Raw genomic sequence first — 17,143 nt, forward strand, 5'->3', positions numbered from 1 at the left:
AAAGATGACGCTGACGTATCAACAGCAGTACGTGCTCGACGGCCTGGCTGCTCGGGCGGCGATCCTCAATCTGAACGCCCGGCACAACCGGCTGTACTCGGCGGGAGACCTCGCCGGCTGGGTGGCGACGTTTCGCCATTCGGGCGCCACGTATGTCCGCTCGGGGCAGACGTTCAGCGATCTGGCGGGAGCATTCGACGGCGGCAATGGGCAACGGTTGACGACCGTCGACCACGACATCGCCGTCGACGGCGTGGACGCGACGCAGCGCTGTGTCGCGTTACTGTTCCGGGGCGCTGCGCTGCGCGCTACCGGAACCTTTTGCGATCGGCTGGTTTACGAGCGCGGAGGATGGTACTTCACGTCCCGTGACCTCGAATGGGACACGGCCTCCACGTGACCACCGAGGTCAGCTACGAGTTCGCGTTCGGTAGCTACGAGGACGCGCTGAGGATGGTGGGCGCTCGCAGCGGCCCGCGATTCGCGGGCATGGCTGTCAGCGCCGACCGGATCCAGCACTTCGCCGCGATGGTCCGCGACGGCAACCCGTCGTTCTGGGACAACGACTTTGCGGAACCAATGTGGGGTGGGCTGGTGGCACCGCCGGCACTTCTCATGGGTCTGCTGATACCACCGCCGTGGCTGCCGACGGGTGCGCCGCGCGCGGCGTCGATCGCACTTCGCGTGCCGCTACCCGGACCGGCGTTCATCAACGCCGCCAACGACGCCGAGTTCTTGCAGCCCATCCTGGCCGGCGACCGGCTCAGCGTCGTCGAAGAAGTGGTGGCGGTGTCGCCGGAGAAGACCACGCAACTGGGCGCCGGCCACTTCGTCGAGACGTGTGAGGCTTACCACCGCGACGACGGCACGCTGGTGGCCGTCAACCGCAACACTTTGTTCCGGTACTGCCCGGTGGATTCGGCATGACTTACGACGAGATCACGGTGCCCACAGAGCTTCCCGAGGTTGTCGACGAGATCAGCTATCAGCGGGTGGTGATGAACACCGGCGCCACCGGGGACTACCACCCCGGCCACTACGATCCGGTCTATGCCCGAACACACGGGCATCCGACGATTTTCGTGAACACCATGCACATCGCCGGCTTCATCGATCGCATCACCACGAGCTGGGCCGGCCCGTACAGCCGCGTGGTGCGGCGCAGGATGCGAATCACCGGGTCGATCTACGCCGGGGATTCGATGGTGGGCCGTGGCCGCGTGCTGGGGAAGCGTTGTGAAGCAGCGCAAGGCAATACGCGGTACCTCGTGGACCTCGAGGTGACGGTGTGCAACCAGCGCGGTGAGCTGTGCTGCCCCGCCGAAGTGACACTCGAGCTGTACGGGGACGCTAGAGGGCAGGCAGCTTGCCGGCGCTGACCGTCGACTGAAGCTCGACGTATTCGGCCATCCCCTCCGCCCCGAACTCGCGTCCGATGCCGGACTGCTTGAACCCGCCGAACGGACAGCTGGTGTCGAGTGTGTACATGTTGATGCCGTAGGTGCCGGTGCGGATCTGCTCGGCGATTTCCAGGCCGTGTGCGGTGTCGTCGGTCCACACCGAACCCGCGAGGCCGTAGTCGCTGTCGTTGGCGATCCGCACTGCCTCGCGCTCGTCGGAGTACGTCAGCACCGTCACCACCGGGCCGAAAATCTCTTCGCGGGCGATCCGCATCTGGTTGGTCGCATCGGTGAACAACGTCGGCCGCACGTACCAGCCGCGGTCGTAGGGTGCGTCAGGGCCGCCGACGACGATTCGCGCCCCTTCGTCGAGGCCCGCCTTGATGTATCCCTGCACTCGTTGCTGCTGGCGTTGCGCCACAAGGGGACCCACGTCAGTCGCCTCGTCGGTGGGGTCACCGACCCGCAGGGCCGACATCATCTCCGCGAGCGCGTCTACCACCTCGTCGTGGCGCCGCCGGCTGACCAGAACGCGGGTCTGCGCCACGCAGGCCTGGCCGTTGTTCATCAGGCTGGCGGTCTTGAGTCCCCGGACGGTGTGGTCCAGGTCGGCGTCGTCGAGGATGATCGCCGCCGACTTGCCGCCGAGCTCCAGACTCACCCGCTTGAGTTGTTCACCGCACAACGCCGCGATCCGCCGGCCTGTGGCCGACGAACCGGTGAACGAGATTTTGTCCACACCGGGATGGCGCACCAGGCTTTCACCCGTTTCGCGGCCGCCGGGCAGGATCGACACCACGCCCTCCGGCAGATCGATCTGCTCGAGCATCTCGGCCAGCCACAGCGCATCCAACGGCGTCTCCGGTGCGGGCTTCACCACGACGGTGCAACCGGCGAGCAGCGCCGGGATGAGCTTCGGCATGATCAAAAACTGCGGCACGTTCCACGGCACGATCGCACCGACGACGCCCACGGGCGCTCGGCGCAGGTGGACCTCACCGAATAGCCCCTGTCTGCGTTCCGCCCACGGGAACTCGCGGGCGGTGGCCATGGCCAGGTGCATCTGTGCCAGCGCACCCGCGGCCTGCCCGAGTCGGCTGAAGCTGCGCGGGGTGCCCATTTCCGCGGTGATGAGGTCGGCCATCTCGTCGACACATCCGGCGTAGACGGCCGTCAGCGTCTCGACGCGCTCCATCCGCTCGGCGACTGACATCCGCGGCCACGGGCCGTTGTCGAACGCGTCGCGGGCCGAGGTGACGGCCCGGTCGACGTCTGCGGTCGACGCCTCCGGACTCTGCCCGATGGGTTGTTCGGTGTGCGGTGAAATCACCGAGATCTTGCGGTCACTGGCCGGCCGCTGCCATCGACCGCCGATGAAAAGCTGTTCGTAGTCAAGGCTTTTCATGTCGGCCACCGCCTTGTCGCCCGTGATGTGCAGTCGCTATTGCTGCTAACATAGCAAAGATGGGTGCTGATCTGGATCGGTGGCGCCGTTATCCCTTCCAGCTTGTCGCCGACGATCCGCAGTTCTGCTTTCCCGCCGCCGAGGCGGAGCATCCCGATTTCGAGTCTGATACCTGGTTTCTGGCCGGTGAACTCACCGGGCAGGGCAGCGGCCGCAAGTTCGCGTTCTTGACGATCGTGAACAAGAACCGGCCCGGCCACGCCGTCACCGCCGACTTCTACACCTTTGCGCTGTTCGATCTCGACAACGGCACCTATGGCACCTACACCGACTACGACATGCCGCCGGCCAACCTGCGACCTGACGCCCGTCCCAAGCTGTCCACCGCGCATAGCCACCTCGACATCCGCTACCGCAGCGACGCAGGTGCAGCGGTGTGGCGCACCTGCCGTGACGAATACGACCAGCTGCTCCCGTACACCTACGACATCGCGCTTGTCGGTACCGACCGGGCCGGCGTCCCGATGGCCCTGCAACTGCACGTGACGCCGACCCGGCCGCCGGTACCACTCGGTGCGTCTACTTACGACGGCAAGATCGCGTGCTTCGGCCAGGACAACACCTACTCGTACTTCCAGACCGGCATGCAGATGACCGGCACGCTGAGGTGGGGATCGGTCGACGAGAAAGTCGACGGCACAAGCGGCCACGTCGACCGGCAGTGGTTCCCGAGGTATGCCGGCGGCGGTGGGACGGGCGGCGATCCGCGGGCCCGCGCCCACGAGTGGCGCACGATCTCCCTTGACAACGGCGTTGACCTGAGCATCTGGCGCCAGTTCGATCGGACAAATCGTAATGCGCTGCAAGCCTTTTCGGGCGCAACCACCAGCCCGGCCCGGGGCTGCCCTCGCTGCGTCGAGGACGTCGAGGTCAGCGTCCAAAGCTATGTGCGCTGGCCCGCGGACGTGCGGCCACTGGTACCGCCGTTGGCCGAAGCCCGCTATCTGCCGGACCGCCATCGCATCTGGTCGCGTCAGCTCGACCTGGATCTGGTCGGCGAGCCGCTGGTACCCGCCCCCGCCCATGCGCTGCCCATCGAATACATGGAGGGTCCCTACCGGTATCGCGGCACAATGGCCGGGAAACCGGTGAGCGGCTTCGCGTTTTACGAACGCTCGATTGCGCTGTACCGGGATTGGGAGCTGGTCGACGTGCTGGGCACCGTGGTCGACGTGGCTGAGTTGCGGTCGCTAATCCGAGACGGGCGCAAATCCGAAGCGCTCGCCTGGTTGGCCGACGTGAACGTGCACCCTCTGGTGGACGATCTCATCGCGGCGCTGGGTCGCACCGATTGCCCTCCGCGCGTTGACAATTCGTGACCAACGACGGGTGGAGCCGCATTGTCGCTCGGTTGTTACAGGTGTGGTTCAGCGATCGCTTCCAGCCATGTCGCATGCCGGTGCTGCAGGCCCGGCTCGTTGCGGCCGAACACCAGATGGGGGCGAACCCCGGACTCGAGATTGGCCTGCAGCGCTTCGACAAGTCGATAGTCCTCGTCGCGCACGGTGGCGTGGGCATAGTCGAACACCGCATGTGCGCCCGCTGCGGCCGATTCGGTCGAGATGTCGAGCGGGGTTGCGTTCTGGTGCACGGTGGTCGACCGGCCAGGCACGTCACCGGGATACACGCGAAACAGCTCACCGTTGGCGACTGTGGCCGACAGCACGATATTCGGGAACAGCGCGTAAATGACGACCATGTGCTGCAGCGGCTCCCACTGCTGCTCATCGACACCGTCGAGTTCGCAGATGCCATTGAGCGGAAAGACGAGCCGGTGATGTGGACCGATCGCGTCGAACACGGTGCAGTTGCTTCTGGCGATGGTCGCGAACGTGGTCTTGTGCACAGTGGCGAAGTGGTAGTTCTCGGCGAACGTGTCGATCGCGAGCTTCCAGTTGATCGGTGAATCCAGCACCTTCTCGCCCAGCGGCGACCACCGGCCGATGCCCCAGGATTCGAGCTCGTCGGCCAGCGGCCCGAGATGTGCAAGGACGTCGAGGGGAACATGCGGGTCAAGTGAGATCCACAGGAAACCCGCGCACTCGGCGGCTGGCAGCTCCGTCAAACGCCTTGGCAGCGAGGCGGATTGGGGGAATCCCTCTCTACCGGGAACACCCACCAGGTTGCCGTCGAGGTCGTAGGTCCACGCGTGGTACGGGCACGACAGCCGACGCGCTGTGCCGCAGCCGGATGCGATCCGCGACTGGCGGTGCAGACACACGTTGTCGAACGCCTTCACCGAACCGTCCGGGCCGCGGGTCAACAGGATCGAGCGTCCCATCACCGTCTTGGTGCAGTACGTGCCAGGCGCGGGCAGCTCAGATGCGTAGCCGACCAACTGCGGGCTGCGCAGCAGCATCTCCGTGTCGCGGGCATGGCGCTCGGCGCACGTGTAGTCAGAGGCCGCGACCGTGTACTCCGAAGGGGCGAGGTCCGTGGTCTTGTCGCGCGCCAACTTCAGCGCTCGGCGGGTGAGGTCGATCAGGTGGTCGCGATCCATCCTGGATTCCTCCCAGCACAACGGTGATCCGCTATTTTTGCAATGATAGCGTTCGCCGCGGTGCCGGCGATCGGTCGTTCGCGAAGCCGCGCACGACGTGTGCGCGCACGAATTCCGCAACGACGTCGTCGTCGTTCATATCCAGTACTGCTGACGGTGTGCTGAACAGTGAGAACAGCATGCGCGCGAACCACTCGCCGGCAGCCGGGACGTCGAGGTCTTTGCGCACCTCGCCGGTCAACTTCGCCGCGCTGAGATAGGGGGCGAAGAATTCACTGCACTCCTGCAGCAGGACTGCCGCGTCCTTGGTCAGCAGCAGGCCGACCGCGTCTGCATCGAAGTACTTTTCCGGCTCGATCGTGCGCCGCGCTCTGGTGACGAAGACTGCCGCACGCGTCAGCTTGTCCTCCAGCGACGTGCCTGGCTCCATCGCCCTGGTCATCTCGAGATAGAACTGCTGCGACGTGTGCTCTGCGGTCGCTTCGACCAGCGCCGCCTTGTCGCGGAAGTATTCGTAGACGGTGCTGCGTGATACCTGGGCGGTGCGCGCCACGTCGACGATCGTGGTCTTACGCAGCCCGTGCCTGCGGAAGCATGCGAGCGCCGAGGCAATGATGAGGTCGCGGGTGTCGGATGCGGGCAACGGTGCTGTCACGGCACCAGCGCACCTCTCGGCACCGTTGCGGCGTCTGCCGATTCAAACGCTGCGTTGATGTCGGCAAGGTGGTAGGGCTTTGGCATCAGGCGGTCGAACGGGTACCGGCTGGATTGCAGGAACCTCAAGCCGATTTCCAGCGTCGCCGGCTCATAGAGCATCACCCCGCGCATTGTCTTGTTGCCGTACACCAGCACGCTGGGATCAAGCTGAAATGTGCGGCCGATGCCCACGTTTCCGACCTCGAGCAGCGTGCCACCGTTGTTGAGGAAGCCGACACCGTCGGGGATCACGCCGGGCGCGCCGACGACTTCGAGCACCCAATCGGCGCCGATGCCGTCGGTTTGCGCCTTGACCTGCTCGGTCACCTCGTGGGCTGTGAGACTGCTGGCGTCGATGCAATGTGTGGCACCGAAATCGGCTGCGAGGTCGAGCCGCTCGGTGATCATGTCGACGACGACCACCCGAGCTGCACCAGCACTGCGCGCCACCGCCGCGGCGTTGATGCCGAGCCCGCCCGCGCCCTGTATCACGACGGTGTCGCCCAAGCGCACCTCGCGAAGTGCGAACAACACTTGGGCGAGAGCACAATTCAGCGGTGCCACCTGTTCGTCGCTGAGGTCTTCGGGCACCTTGTACAACGGCTGGCGTCGATGGGTGTAGTAGTACTCGGCGTGCGCACCGACGAAATGCGGTGGTTCGTGGTGCATCCGGTATTCGCCGGCCATCAGGTTCTGACATGCGTGTGTTCGTCCGCGCGAACAGGCGTGGCACTGCCCGCAGGTCCAGAAGTACGGGGTGACCACCCGGTCACCGACTGCCAGTGGCGCTCCGGTCGCGTCGGCGCTCACCCCGTCGCCGAGTTCCACCACCTCGCCGACCATTTCGTGGCCCATAGGGTACGGGTAGAACAGCGGCAGGTCGCCGCGAAAGATGTGCAGGTCTGATCCGCAGATCCCGGCCATCCGCAGCTTCAGCGCTGCGGTGCCCGGAGCCGGTGCGGTCAGCGGGTATTCGGCCAGTTCGATCGGTCCTCCGACCGCCGTCAGCAGTGCGAGCTTGGGCACGATCCTCCTCAGTCGTCCGGCGCGAGGACGAGCGCGCTGGTGGGAACGCCGGTGCCCGATGTCACCAGGGCGTGTTCGACGTCGTCGACTTGGTTGTACGACGTGCCGCGGATCTGGCGGACGCCTTCGGTGACGCCGTTCATGCCGTGAATGTATGCCTCACCCAACAACCCGCCGTTCGTGTTGATCGGCAGGGCGCCGCCGATCGAAAGGTTCTCCACCGTCGCGAAATCCTTCGCCTCGCCCCGCCCGCAGAAGCCCAGCTCCTCCAGCTGTGTGAACACGAACGGTGTGAAGTGGTCGTAGAGAAACGCGGTCTGGATGTCGGTGGGCTTGAGTCCCGCGTCGCGCCAAAGCTTTTCAGCCACCACACCCATCTCCGGCAGGCCGGTGATGTCGTCGCGGTAATAGCTCGTCATGACCTCGCCGTCATGCGCCGCGCCCTGCACCGCGGCGGTGATCACCGCGGGCGGCCGGGCGAGGTCTCGCGCACGTTCGACGCTGGTGACCACCAGCGCGACTCCGCCGTCGCTCTCCTGACAGCAGTCGAGAAGCCGCAGCACGGGCTCGATCACCCACTGCGAGTTCTGGTGGTCCTCCAGGGTGATCGGCCGCTGGTAGAACCACGCGTCGGGATTGCGGGCCGCGTGAGCGCGGTCGACCACCGAGATGCGCCCGAAATCCTCATTGCCCACCCCGTAGGTCGACATGTAGCGCTGCGCGTGCAACGCCACCCATGATGCGGGCGTCATCAGCCCGAACGGGGCGTAGTTCGCCATGAACAGCGGCGTCTGCCCGGTCGGCCGCGCCGACGAGCCGCCGAAGCGGAAACCGGAGCGCTCGTTGAACGCGCGGTAGCAGACGACGGCCGTCGCGGCACCGGTCACCACCGCCATCGCCGCCTGCATGACCGTGCCCGCCGCCGCCCCGCCGCCGTGCGGCACGCGCGTGAAAAACGTCAGGTCGCCGATCCCGACGCTGCGGGCGACGTCGATCTCTTCGTTCTCGTCGGCGGTGAATGTCACCATCCCGTCGATGTCCTTCGGCGACAGTCCGCATTCGTCGATCGCCGCCTTCACTGCTTCGCACGCCAGCTGCAGCGGGCTGCGCCCCGACTCCTTCGAGAACTCGGTTTGCCCGATGCCGGCGATCGCCGTCTTGTCGCCCAGCGTGCTCACGTGCCGGTCCCGTCCAACAGACTCAGCGTCGCGGTGCCCGACACATGCTCCCCGAGGCTGTTGGCGCCCTTGAAGCTCACCTCGACGAACCCTTCGCCGTCGGCCTCTCGGGACTTGCCTGTGACGGCTCCGGTGAACCGCAGCGGGTCGTTGGGAAACGCCGGCACACCCAACCGGATCGCCAGCCTCGTCACCATCGCCTCAGGACCCGCCCAGTCGGTCAGGAAGCGGGTGCAGAGCCCGTTGGTGGTCAGGATGTTCATGAACATGTTCGGCGACCCCTGCTTTCTCGCGAACTCGGGATCGTGGTGGACCGGCATGAAATCACGCGACGCGATCGCACCGGCCACGATCACCGTTGCGGTGACCGGGATTTCGAGTGGGGTGACCTCGTCGCCGACGTTGATGTCGCGCCATGCCAGTGTGGTCGTGCGGAATGTGGCGGTCATTTGTCTCCTCCTACGTACACGGTGGAAAGCCGGGCCAATTGCGCAGACGCGCAACCGAGCGCCAACTCGTTGTGTTTGGCCCACAGGAAGTAGCGGAACAGGGGATAGCTGGTGTCGATGCCGATGCCGCCGTGGACCTGCTGGGCGGTGGCGGCGACGCGAGCGCCGGCTTCCGCGGCCCAGAACTTCGCGATCCCTGCCTCCCGGGTGGCGCTCCGGCCCTCGCCGAGCAGCCACGCCGCCCGCCATGTGGTCCACCGGATCGCCTCGACGTCGATGAACGCGTCGGCCATCCGCTGCTGCACGGCCTGAAAACTCCCGATCGGTCTGCCGAACTGCTCGCGTTCGGTGGTGTACTTGGCGGCCATTCGCAACGCACGCTCGGCGACGCCCACTTGGACGGCACAGAGTCCGACGAGCGCGCGATCGTAGACGTCACTCATGGGTGCGAGCACCTGATCCTTCTGCGACGCTGCCGCCCCGTCGAGGAACACATCGGCGTGCGGCTCGCGATTGGTCGTCTCGACAGGGCGCACGTCGACGTCGCCGTCATCCGCGTCGACGACGAAGACCCCGACGTCACCCTCCTCGGTGGCCGCCGGGATGAGCATCTTGTGGGCGAGTTGAGCAGCCGGAACCAATTCCTTGACACCGGTGACGCGCCAGCCGGAACCGTCGCGGCGCGCGGTCGTCGACGGTGTTGTCGGGTCGGACCTCCCCGGCTCGTTCAGACCCGTCGTGAGCAGCAGATTTCCGGCCGTGACGTCAGGAAGATACCGCTGGTGTTGAGAATCGCTGCCGTGCCGAGCGATGGTGTCGGCGCCGAGCAGAGTGGCGTAGGCCGGTACCGGGGCGACGCTCCATCCCACTTCGGACAGAAGCAAGGCCAGCTCGAGGAAGCTCTGTCCACTGCCACCGACCTTGTCCGGCAACGCAATTCCGAGCAGGTCGGCCTCCGCCATCTCACGCCACAACCCGGCGTCGAAGCGCACGTCGCCGGCTTCGAGTTCGGTGAGATGCTCTGGTGTGGCGCGGTGTTCGAACAACTGGCGAGCGACCTTGGCGATCGTCTCTTGTTCTTCGGTGAACGTGAAGTCCATGTCAGCGGGCCGGCCGGAATTGGTGCAACACCAAATCCTGGTTGTCGAGGGTGTCGAACGTCTCGTAGAAGACCTCGACGGGCATGCCGACTTCCACGTCGCCGGGCGCGATCTCGCAGAGGTTGGACACCAACCGAACTCCCTCCTCCAGTTCGATCAACGCGACGATGTACGGATACTCCATCAGGGGCATCCGGGGGTGCTGGGGCATCACGTAGCTGTACACCGCCCCGCGGCCGGTCGATTCGACAGTGTCCCAGCCCAGAGAGTTGCACACCGGACACATCGGCCGCGGCGGATGACGCAGTTGCCGACAGCCCGTGCACCGCTGGATCAGGAGCTTGTGGTCGCGCAGGCCCTTCCAGAAGAACTCAGTGTCCAGGCTGACGGTCGGTGCCAGTCTGGTCGCCACTACTGTGCCGCCTTGAATCGGAACACCCGGAATCGTTGGCGCCCAAGCACTTCACCGTTCTGGTCGGTGTAGGTGGACAGCCACGTGATGAAATGTCCGGTGCCTAACGAAGTTTTCTTCTCGTCGGAGATGTCCTCGAACACCTGGGTCACCGAGATCAGGTCACCGAGACGCGGATAGCGTTCGATCTCGAACTCCGAGTTGGTCGCCACGATGCCGGTGAACCCGGCTTCTTCGATGAATGCCGCCGGGTTCTTGCCCATCTCGATCGGGACGCCGCCGCGTTCGGCGATCCCTTCGATCTTCGGGGCCGGCATGGTCCATGCCTGCAGCATCACCGGAGGGGACACGATTCCGCCGAATCGCGACTTCGCGGCGAAATCGGGGTCGAGGTAGACCGGGTTCATGTCGTTCATTGCGTGGCACCAATGTCGAATCATCGGCTGGTTCACCGGATCCGGAGCGACAGTCGGCTTGGGGGAGCCGCCGGTGGGTTGGCCGATGAGGGCATCGAGCTTCTTGCGGAATTCGGATTTGTCACCGCTCACGTCTGGTCCCCGTTCGTGGTTGCCGCGGTTCGGAGGTCGCGCGGCGCGCGAGGCATGAGAAGCCCCGCCATCGCGATGATGTCGCGCTGAAGTTCGTTGGCGCCGCCGCCGAAAGTGTTGATCACCGCGAGCCGGTACGCCGATTCGAGAGCGCCGCGCAACGGCGCGTCGTCGCCCTTGCGTACGCCCGCGCGGTCGAGAACCTCGAGCAGTTCACGCGCGACTTGTTGCGTCAGCTCGGTACCGAAGACCTTCACCGCCGACGCCTCGGCCATACCCAGCGCGCCTTTGCTCATCCCGGCGTTGGCCCGCAAGTTCATGATCTTGTACGCCGCCACCTGCGCCTCGACACGCGCCAGCGCCTGCTGCACCCAGGGCTGGTCGATGACGCGGCCGCCGTCCAGCTCGGTGGTCTGCGCCCAGCGCAACGTCTTGTCGAACAGCGGTTCCAATGCGCCCAGGTTGCCCAACGCGGCGCGCTCGAAGTTCAACTGCGTGGTGATCAGCTTCCAGCCGTCGTTCTCGCCGCCAACAAGCGAACTGGCCGGCACCCGCACGTCGTCGTAGAACGTGTAGAAGGTCGACACGCCGGGCATGGTGTGCAGCGGCTTCCAGGAGAATCCCGGAAAGTTCGTCGGCACGATGAAAATCGAAATGCCTTTGTGCTTCTTGGCTTTCGGGTCGGTACGGGCGGCCAACCAGATGTAGTCGGCATATGCCGCACCGCTGGTGAACATCTTCTGTCCGTTGATGACGTAGTCGTCGCCGTCGCGAACGGCCGTGGTGCGCAGCGAGGCGAGGTCGCTTCCCGCGCCCGGCTCGGAATACCCGATCGCGAAATCGACTGTGCCGGAGAGGATCGCGGGCAGGAACTTGCGCTTCTGCTCCTCGGTGCCGTACTCGACCAGCGTGGGCCCGACGGTGTTGAGCGTGACGAGCGGGATCGGTGCGTTGACTCGCCGGGCTTCTTCGAGGAAAATGTACTGCTCCAACGCCGAGAAGCCGCGTCCGCCATACTCTTTGGGCCATCCGACGCCGAGCAAGTGAGCTTCGCCGAGAGCGCGCAGGCATTCCCTCACTGCCGGGCCGCCCTCCATCTGGTCGGCGACGGAGGCGATCCGCTCGGGCGTCATCACCGCTTCAAGTGAGGCGCGGATCTCGGCGCGCAGCTCTTCCTGGTCCTCGGTGAAATCCAGATACATCGCTCAGACACCCGTTCCGAGCCGTACCGGCATGCGTTTGACGCCGGGCACCATCGTCGCGCGCATCCGGTCCACATCGCCGGTGAGCTCGAGCGTGGAGTAACGGCCCAACAGCACCTCGAACAACACGCATGCCTCGAGCCGGGCCAATTGGGAACCGACGCACGAATGCTCTCCGCAACCGAATGCGATGTGTGGGTTGGGATGGCGGGTCACCTTGAATTCCTCTGCGTCGCTGCCGAACACGTCTTCGTCTCGGTTGGCCGATCCGTAGAGCATGACGACGGTTTCGCCCGCTGTGATGCGCTGGCCGCGCAGCTGGACGTCGGCGGTCGCGGTGCGGGCCATGTGCGTCACCGGAGTGGTCCACCGCAGCATCTCCTCGACCGCTCCGGGGATCAGCGACGGGTCGTCGACAAGCTTGGCGCATTCGGCTGGGTGGGCGATCAGCGCCAACGTGCCCAGTGCGATGAGGTTGCGGGTGGTTTCATTGCCCGCCACCAGCAACAGAAACGCAAAGTTGAGCAGATCCTCGTCGGTGAGCTTCGCGCCGTCGATTTCGGCGCAGGACAGTACCGACAGAATGTCGTCTTCAGCGTGCTTGCGTCTGGCCGCGATCAGTTGCGTGAAGTACTCGTAGAGCTCGCCGATAGCCGCGACCGAATCGAGCTCGATCTCGGGATCGGCCACTCCGGTACACGCGTCGGACCATCGCCGGAACTGTTCCCAGTCTTCCGGCGGCGCGCCCAGCAGCTCGGCGATCATCCGGGTGGGCAGCGGTGCGGCGATTCCTTCGGCGAACTCGAGAGCGCCGCCGGGTCTTACCTCGTCCAGCAGCCCGTAGACGATCGCGCGGATCTTGGGCTCCAGCACCTGCACCCGTCGGCGGGTGAACCCGGTGTTGATGAGCTTGCGCAGCTGCCGATGCCGGGGCGGATCGGTGAAGATCAGGTTTCCCTCCTGCACCGGGTTCTCCGGCAGCCCCGGGTCGGGGATCGTGATGCCCTTGGTCGACGTGAACAGCGCCGGATTGCTCGATACCTGGCGAATGTCCTCGTACTTCAGCAGTGCCCAGAACTTGGTGACGTCGTTCCACACGACCGGTGAACTGGCGCGCAACTCTTTGTAGGCCGGATACGGATCACCGATGAAGAAGTCCGGCGAGTGGAGAGGCACGGTCGTCTGCACTGCCTGACCCCTCTCGCGCGACGGCGACTGTCGGACAGATACAGCACGTCTGTCGGATACGGTTATGTCTAGTGCAATGGGCTCACCTTGTCAACACACGGGATTGACGAAGTCGATCGGACAGGTGTACACCGAATGTTGACTGCTAGCTCGATGGGGATGCAACGATGGCCAACCTGTGTGCACTCGTCGACAGCTACGGTCTCTACATCGACGGACGATGGGTCGACCCGCGGGAAGGTCGCTACGACGACATCTCACCCGCCACGGAGGCGACGATCGCTTCGGCCCCCGACGCCGGGCTCGCCGATGTCGACGCCGCGATTGCCGCGGCTCGCCGGGCCTTCGACTCGGGATGGTGGCCCACGGCCGCGCCCGAGGAACGCGGTAGGTGCCTCAACCAACTGGGCACGGCGCTGCTCGACCATGCAGACGACTTCTACGCACTGTCACAAATCGAATGGGGCTGTGTAGCCAACGAGCGCTTGATCCAGATCGACGGACCGGCCTTCATGGCCTTGCACGCCGGCGAGCTCGCTGCGCAACTGACCGATCAGCCGATCGATGCCTTTGGCGCCACCGGTTCGACGGTGCTCTGTCACGAGCCGCTGGGCGTCGTATCGATTCTCACGCCGTGGAACTTTCCGCACAGCCTCAACGCGATGAAGGTCAGCAACGCGCTCGCCGCAGGCAACACAGTGGTGCTCAAGCCCTCCCCGCTGACACCGTTGGCGGGCCTCGCGCTTGCCCGAATCATCCACGAACACACCGATATTCCGCCGGGCGTCGTCAATGTGGTGACACCCAGCAGCGTCGAGGCCAGCAAGCTGTTGACCGCCGACCCCCGAATCGACATGGTCAGCTTCACGGGGAGCTCGGCGGTGGGCCGCGACGTGATGGCCGCGGCGGCCGGCACCATGAAGCGGATCCTGCTCGAATGCGGAGGCAAGTCAGCGGCCATCGTCCTCGATGACCTCGAGCTGAGTGACGAACTGCTGCAACGTTTTCTGTTCGACGGATGCTCACTGCACGCCGGGCAGGCCTGCATTCTGCAGAGCCGATTGCTGCTGCCGGAATCACGTCACGACGACGTGGTCGACCGGCTGATCGACATGGCGGGGGCGGTGAAGGTAGGCGACCCAACGGATCCCGAGGTGCAGATGGGTCCGCTCATCAGCCGTGCACAGCTGCACCGCGTGGAAGCGCATGTAGCGGCAGCGCTGGCCGACGGTGCGACATTGGCTTTCGGCGGCCACCGCCCCGCGCAGCCGGATAAAGGCTTCTACTTCGAGCCGACGATCCTGACCGATGTCGCTGCTGACTCAGCGATCGCTCAGGAGGAAGTGTTCGGACCGGTCCTGGCGGTCCTTCGCTACCGCGACGACGACGACGCGGTCGCGATCGCCAACAATTCCCAATACGGGCTCTCCGGCGCGGTCTGGGGCGACGACGTCGGCCGCGCGGTCGCGGTGGCACGACGCGTGCGCACCGGGCAGATCGCGGTAAACGGTTGCATCCCAGGCGATGCACCGTTCGGCGGTTTCAAGCAGAGCGGCTTGGGGCGCGAAGGCGGGGGCCTGGCGGGACTGCATCAGTACACGGAGCCGAAGGCTATGGGAATCCCGGCTTGATGGCATCCCTCGAAGGACTGCGCGTCGTCGAGATCGCGAGTGACATCGCGGGCCCGTACTGCGCCAAAGTGCTTGTCGACCTCGGTGCCGAGGTCACCAAAATCGAGCCACCGTCCGGAGATCCGCTGCGGCGCTGGGGACCGTTTCCCGGTGACGTCGCGCACCCCGACCGCTCCGGTCTGTTCGAGTATCTCAACGCTGGAAAGCTTACGGGCACAGTCGATTTGGAAACGGACGCCATGGCCGTGCATCACCTCATCGCTCGGTCGCATGTGCTCGTCGACGGCCTGCGACCCGGATCGCTCGCTCGCTTCGGATTCGACGTGGCGACACTCGAGGGCCTGCGACCCGGCCTCGTCGTCGTTCGCATCTCGGACTTCGGTCAGAGTGGACCCCTGAGCGGCCGCGACGCGACACCGCTGACCGTGCAGGCGGCCTCAGGTTGGGTCAACAACCGGGATCCCGACCGTCCACCGGTTCAAGCCGGCGCGAGAATCGCCGAGTACGTTGCGGGAGGATACGCCGCGCTCGGCGCCTTGACCGCACTGAGAACCCTGCGCGCCAAGGCAACTCGTGTGGTGGAGGTCGACGTGTCGGGACTCGAGTCGCTGCTGTCGACACTTCCGTATCCGATGCTGATGGCTGAAAAGATGCGTCGCCTCGGGTTGCCGCCCAACACCCGGGCCGCCCCGATGATGGGCATCGTCCGCGCTTTCGACGGCTGGGTCGGAATCAACTGTCTGACCGGGCAGCACTGGCTGGATGTGTGCGCCATGCTCGGTTTGCCGGAATACGGGGAACTACAGGTCGCGATCATGCTGGGCGGCCCCGAGCGAGCGGAGTTCTTCGAAAAGGCCCAGCCATGGCTTTCCGAGCGAACCGTGGCCGAAATCGTCGACTTGGGCCAAGCGATGCGAATTCCGGTCGCGCCCGTCAACGACGGCGCAACCGTCATGGAATGTCCGCAATACCGCGAGCGCGAGTTCTTCGTCGACGGTGGCGGCGAAGGCTGGGCATTCCGCCGGCCCGGTGCTCCGTTTCGACTGTCCCGAACGCCCGCATTGCCCGTCCGGCCAGCCCCTCGACTCGGTGAGCCGCCGAAAGCGTCTGCAAGCGAGGCGAAACCGGCGTTCATCGCGAGTGACGACGCCGATCCGGCGGCACCGTTCAAAGACCTGAAGGTGCTCGACCTTACGACCTTCTGGGCCGGTGCCTATCTGACGTGCTATCTCGGTGCCTTCGGCGCCGACGTCGTAAAGGTGGAGTCGATCCAGCGTCCCGACGGTCACCGCTATTCGGGCGCATGGGCTGACGAGGGAGAGCGTTGGTACGAGCGCAGCGCAATGTGGCAGGGCACGAACCTCAACAAGCGAGACATCACACTGGATCTCACGTCCGCCCCGGGGCGCGATCTCGCCCGCCGACTGGTGCGCGATGCCGATGTGGTGGTCGAGAACTTCTCGCCGCGAGTGATCGAGCAGTTCGGGCTGGACTACGAGTCGCTCACCCGACTGAGACCCGACGTGATACTCGTGCGCATGCCCGGCTTCGGCCTGCAGGGGCCGTGGCGCGACTACGTCGGCTGGGCACTGAACTTCGAGCAGACATCGGGCATGGCGGCCGTCACCGGCTACGCCGAGGGGCCGCCCTGCAACCTGCAAGGACCGGCTGACCCCATCGTCGGAGTCCACGCCGGGATCGCTTTGCTCGCGGCGCTCCAACACCGGCGCCGCACCGGCGAAGGACAACTCGTCGAGATCGCGCAAATCGAGGTGGCGGCGGCTGTTGCCGCCGAACCGGTGATCGAGTACTCGATGAACGGCGTGGTCGCGCCGCGTGACGGCAACCGCCAACGCGGCTATCTGCAAGGCGTCTATCCCACATCGGTGGCCGGCTCATGGGTGGCGATCTCCGCTCGCGACAACGAGGACTGGCGCCGACTGGCGCGTGCGATGGGCCGCGCAGACCTTCCAGATGAGATTTCCCACGATACGTTCGACGAGGTGGTCGGCGCTTGGACGCAGACCCAGTCGCCGACAGACATCGTCGATCTCCTTGGCGCGCAGCAGGTTCCGGCCGAGCACGTCCTCACGCCCGATCGGATGTACGACATCCCGCACCTCGACGCACGAGGGTTCTACCAGGAGTTGCGGCACCCCATCACCGGCCCGCACCGGTACCCGGGTTGGCCGTTTCGCATCACCCCGGGACCCGAGCAGCACCACCGCTTCCCGCCGCCGACGCTGGGCCAGCACAACGACGAGATACTCGGCGGCCTAGGGCTCGACAGCGAGGAACTCGCGGCCCTGCGCCACCGAAGGATCATCGGTGACGCTCTGTAGCGCGCT

17 protein-coding genes are annotated in these 17,143 nt (G+C 65.5%); 6 read left to right on the plus strand and 11 right to left on the minus strand.

All coding sequences use genetic code 11. The annotated features are described in order from the left end of the window. The first annotated feature begins 4 nt into the window (after positions 1-4). The 3 genes from AC5Y4C_RS20310 to AC5Y4C_RS20320 are packed head-to-tail and all read left to right on the plus strand — an operon-like array spanning position 5 to position 1,379. Positions 5-400, plus strand: a complete 396-nt coding sequence (locus AC5Y4C_RS20310; RefSeq protein ID WP_499961710.1) for a nuclear transport factor 2 family protein — start codon at positions 5-7, stop codon at positions 398-400. After that, positions 379-927, plus strand: coding sequence for an FAS1-like dehydratase domain-containing protein (locus tag AC5Y4C_RS20315; protein WP_499951779.1), 549 nt, complete (start codon positions 379-381; stop codon positions 925-927). Before AC5Y4C_RS20310 ends, AC5Y4C_RS20315 begins: the two co-directional genes overlap by 22 nt. Then, the gene (locus tag AC5Y4C_RS20320) at positions 924-1,379 is read left to right on the plus strand and encodes a MaoC/PaaZ C-terminal domain-containing protein (RefSeq protein ID WP_499961711.1); all 456 of its coding nucleotides are present in this window, start codon (positions 924-926) and stop codon (positions 1,377-1,379) included. Before AC5Y4C_RS20315 ends, AC5Y4C_RS20320 begins: the two co-directional genes overlap by 4 nt. On the opposite strand, the gene AC5Y4C_RS20325 is transcribed toward AC5Y4C_RS20320, so the two are convergent. Then, entirely contained in the window at positions 1,351-2,805 is a 1,455-nt protein-coding gene (locus tag AC5Y4C_RS20325) for an aldehyde dehydrogenase (protein ID WP_499961713.1), read from the minus strand. The genes AC5Y4C_RS20320 and AC5Y4C_RS20325 overlap by 29 nt on opposite strands. Before the next feature lie 59 nt (positions 2,806-2,864). Between AC5Y4C_RS20325 and AC5Y4C_RS20330 the strand changes: the two genes are divergently transcribed. Continuing rightward, on the plus strand, positions 2,865-4,184 hold the full coding sequence (locus AC5Y4C_RS20330) for a lipocalin-like domain-containing protein (protein ID WP_499906424.1): 1,320 nt from the start codon (positions 2,865-2,867) through the stop codon (positions 4,182-4,184). A gap of 35 nt (positions 4,185-4,219) precedes the next feature. Here AC5Y4C_RS20330 and AC5Y4C_RS20335 read toward each other — a convergent pair whose 3' ends face one another. From AC5Y4C_RS20335 to AC5Y4C_RS20380, 10 genes are read right to left on the minus strand one after another with little or no spacing between them, the layout of a single operon-like run. Beyond that, positions 4,220-5,365, minus strand: coding sequence for an aromatic ring-hydroxylating oxygenase subunit alpha (locus AC5Y4C_RS20335; RefSeq protein WP_499951784.1), 1,146 nt, complete (start codon positions 5,363-5,365; stop codon positions 4,220-4,222). Between the two features lie 31 nt (positions 5,366-5,396). Further along, positions 5,397-6,020 (minus strand): TetR/AcrR family transcriptional regulator, encoded by a 624-nt coding sequence (locus AC5Y4C_RS20340; RefSeq protein WP_499961714.1) that lies wholly within the window; start codon positions 6,018-6,020, stop codon positions 5,397-5,399. Next, positions 6,017-7,087 (minus strand): zinc-binding dehydrogenase, encoded by a 1,071-nt coding sequence (locus tag AC5Y4C_RS20345; protein WP_499961716.1) that lies wholly within the window; start codon positions 7,085-7,087, stop codon positions 6,017-6,019. Before AC5Y4C_RS20345 ends, AC5Y4C_RS20340 begins: the two co-directional genes overlap by 4 nt. Positions 7,088-7,095: 8 nt before the next feature. After that, positions 7,096-8,265, minus strand: coding sequence for a lipid-transfer protein (locus tag AC5Y4C_RS20350; protein WP_499961717.1), 1,170 nt, complete (start codon positions 8,263-8,265; stop codon positions 7,096-7,098). Continuing rightward, positions 8,262-8,714 carry a MaoC family dehydratase gene (locus AC5Y4C_RS20355; protein WP_499906416.1) on the minus strand — a complete coding sequence of 151 codons (453 nt, stop codon included), beginning with the start codon at positions 8,712-8,714 and terminating at the stop codon, positions 8,262-8,264. The genes AC5Y4C_RS20350 and AC5Y4C_RS20355 overlap by 4 nt, the downstream gene beginning before the upstream one ends. Then, positions 8,711-9,814 carry an acyl-CoA dehydrogenase family protein gene (locus AC5Y4C_RS20360; RefSeq protein WP_499961718.1) on the minus strand — a complete coding sequence of 368 codons (1,104 nt, stop codon included), beginning with the start codon at positions 9,812-9,814 and terminating at the stop codon, positions 8,711-8,713. The genes AC5Y4C_RS20355 and AC5Y4C_RS20360 overlap by 4 nt, the downstream gene beginning before the upstream one ends. Position 9,815: 1 nt before the next feature. Then, the gene (locus AC5Y4C_RS20365) at positions 9,816-10,226 is read right to left on the minus strand and encodes a Zn-ribbon domain-containing OB-fold protein (RefSeq protein ID WP_499961720.1); all 411 of its coding nucleotides are present in this window, start codon (positions 10,224-10,226) and stop codon (positions 9,816-9,818) included. After that, positions 10,226-10,774 carry an FAS1-like dehydratase domain-containing protein gene (locus AC5Y4C_RS20370; RefSeq protein ID WP_499906410.1) on the minus strand — a complete coding sequence of 183 codons (549 nt, stop codon included), beginning with the start codon at positions 10,772-10,774 and terminating at the stop codon, positions 10,226-10,228. Before AC5Y4C_RS20370 ends, AC5Y4C_RS20365 begins: the two co-directional genes overlap by 1 nt. Beyond that, positions 10,771-11,976, minus strand: coding sequence for an acyl-CoA dehydrogenase family protein (locus AC5Y4C_RS20375; RefSeq protein ID WP_499906408.1), 1,206 nt, complete (start codon positions 11,974-11,976; stop codon positions 10,771-10,773). The genes AC5Y4C_RS20370 and AC5Y4C_RS20375 overlap by 4 nt, the downstream gene beginning before the upstream one ends. 3 nt (positions 11,977-11,979) lie before the next feature. Beyond that, complete coding sequence (locus AC5Y4C_RS20380; RefSeq protein WP_499961721.1) at positions 11,980-13,164, minus strand: cytochrome P450; 1,185 nt, start codon at positions 13,162-13,164, stop codon at positions 11,980-11,982. 167 nt (positions 13,165-13,331) lie between these two features. On the opposite strand from AC5Y4C_RS20380, the gene AC5Y4C_RS20385 reads away from it, so the two are divergent. After that, positions 13,332-14,795 carry an aldehyde dehydrogenase family protein gene (locus AC5Y4C_RS20385; RefSeq protein WP_499961722.1) on the plus strand — a complete coding sequence of 488 codons (1,464 nt, stop codon included), beginning with the start codon at positions 13,332-13,334 and terminating at the stop codon, positions 14,793-14,795. Beyond that, a complete protein-coding gene (locus AC5Y4C_RS20390) occupies positions 14,792-17,137 on the plus strand; it encodes a CaiB/BaiF CoA transferase family protein (RefSeq protein WP_499961724.1) in 2,346 nt (781 codons plus the stop codon). Before AC5Y4C_RS20385 ends, AC5Y4C_RS20390 begins: the two co-directional genes overlap by 4 nt. Positions 17,138-17,143 lie beyond the last annotated feature (6 nt).

It is taken from the genome of Mycobacterium sp. NGS35 (genome assembly GCF_059812855.1).

Excerpts from the sequence above, each read along its gene's own strand:
- AC5Y4C_RS20310 (WP_499961710.1), top strand. The coding sequence starts at position 5 with ATGACGCTGACGTATCAACAGCAGTACGTGCTCGACGGCCTGGCTGCT.
- AC5Y4C_RS20315 (WP_499951779.1), top strand. The coding sequence starts at position 379 with ATGGGACACGGCCTCCACGTGACCACCGAGGTCAGCTACGAGTTCGCG.
- AC5Y4C_RS20320 (WP_499961711.1), top strand. The coding sequence starts at position 924 with ATGACTTACGACGAGATCACGGTGCCCACAGAGCTTCCCGAGGTTGTC.
- AC5Y4C_RS20325 (WP_499961713.1), bottom strand. The coding sequence starts at position 2,805 with ATGAAAAGCCTTGACTACGAACAGCTTTTCATCGGCGGTCGATGGCAG.
- AC5Y4C_RS20330 (WP_499906424.1), top strand. The coding sequence starts at position 2,865 with ATGGGTGCTGATCTGGATCGGTGGCGCCGTTATCCCTTCCAGCTTGTC.
- AC5Y4C_RS20335 (WP_499951784.1), bottom strand. The coding sequence starts at position 5,365 with ATGGATCGCGACCACCTGATCGACCTCACCCGCCGAGCGCTGAAGTTG.
- AC5Y4C_RS20355 (WP_499906416.1), bottom strand. The coding sequence starts at position 8,714 with ATGACCGCCACATTCCGCACGACCACACTGGCATGGCGCGACATCAAC.
- AC5Y4C_RS20360 (WP_499961718.1), bottom strand. The coding sequence starts at position 9,814 with ATGGACTTCACGTTCACCGAAGAACAAGAGACGATCGCCAAGGTCGCT.
- AC5Y4C_RS20375 (WP_499906408.1), bottom strand. The coding sequence starts at position 11,976 with ATGTATCTGGATTTCACCGAGGACCAGGAAGAGCTGCGCGCCGAGATC.
- AC5Y4C_RS20385 (WP_499961722.1), top strand. The coding sequence starts at position 13,332 with ATGGCCAACCTGTGTGCACTCGTCGACAGCTACGGTCTCTACATCGAC.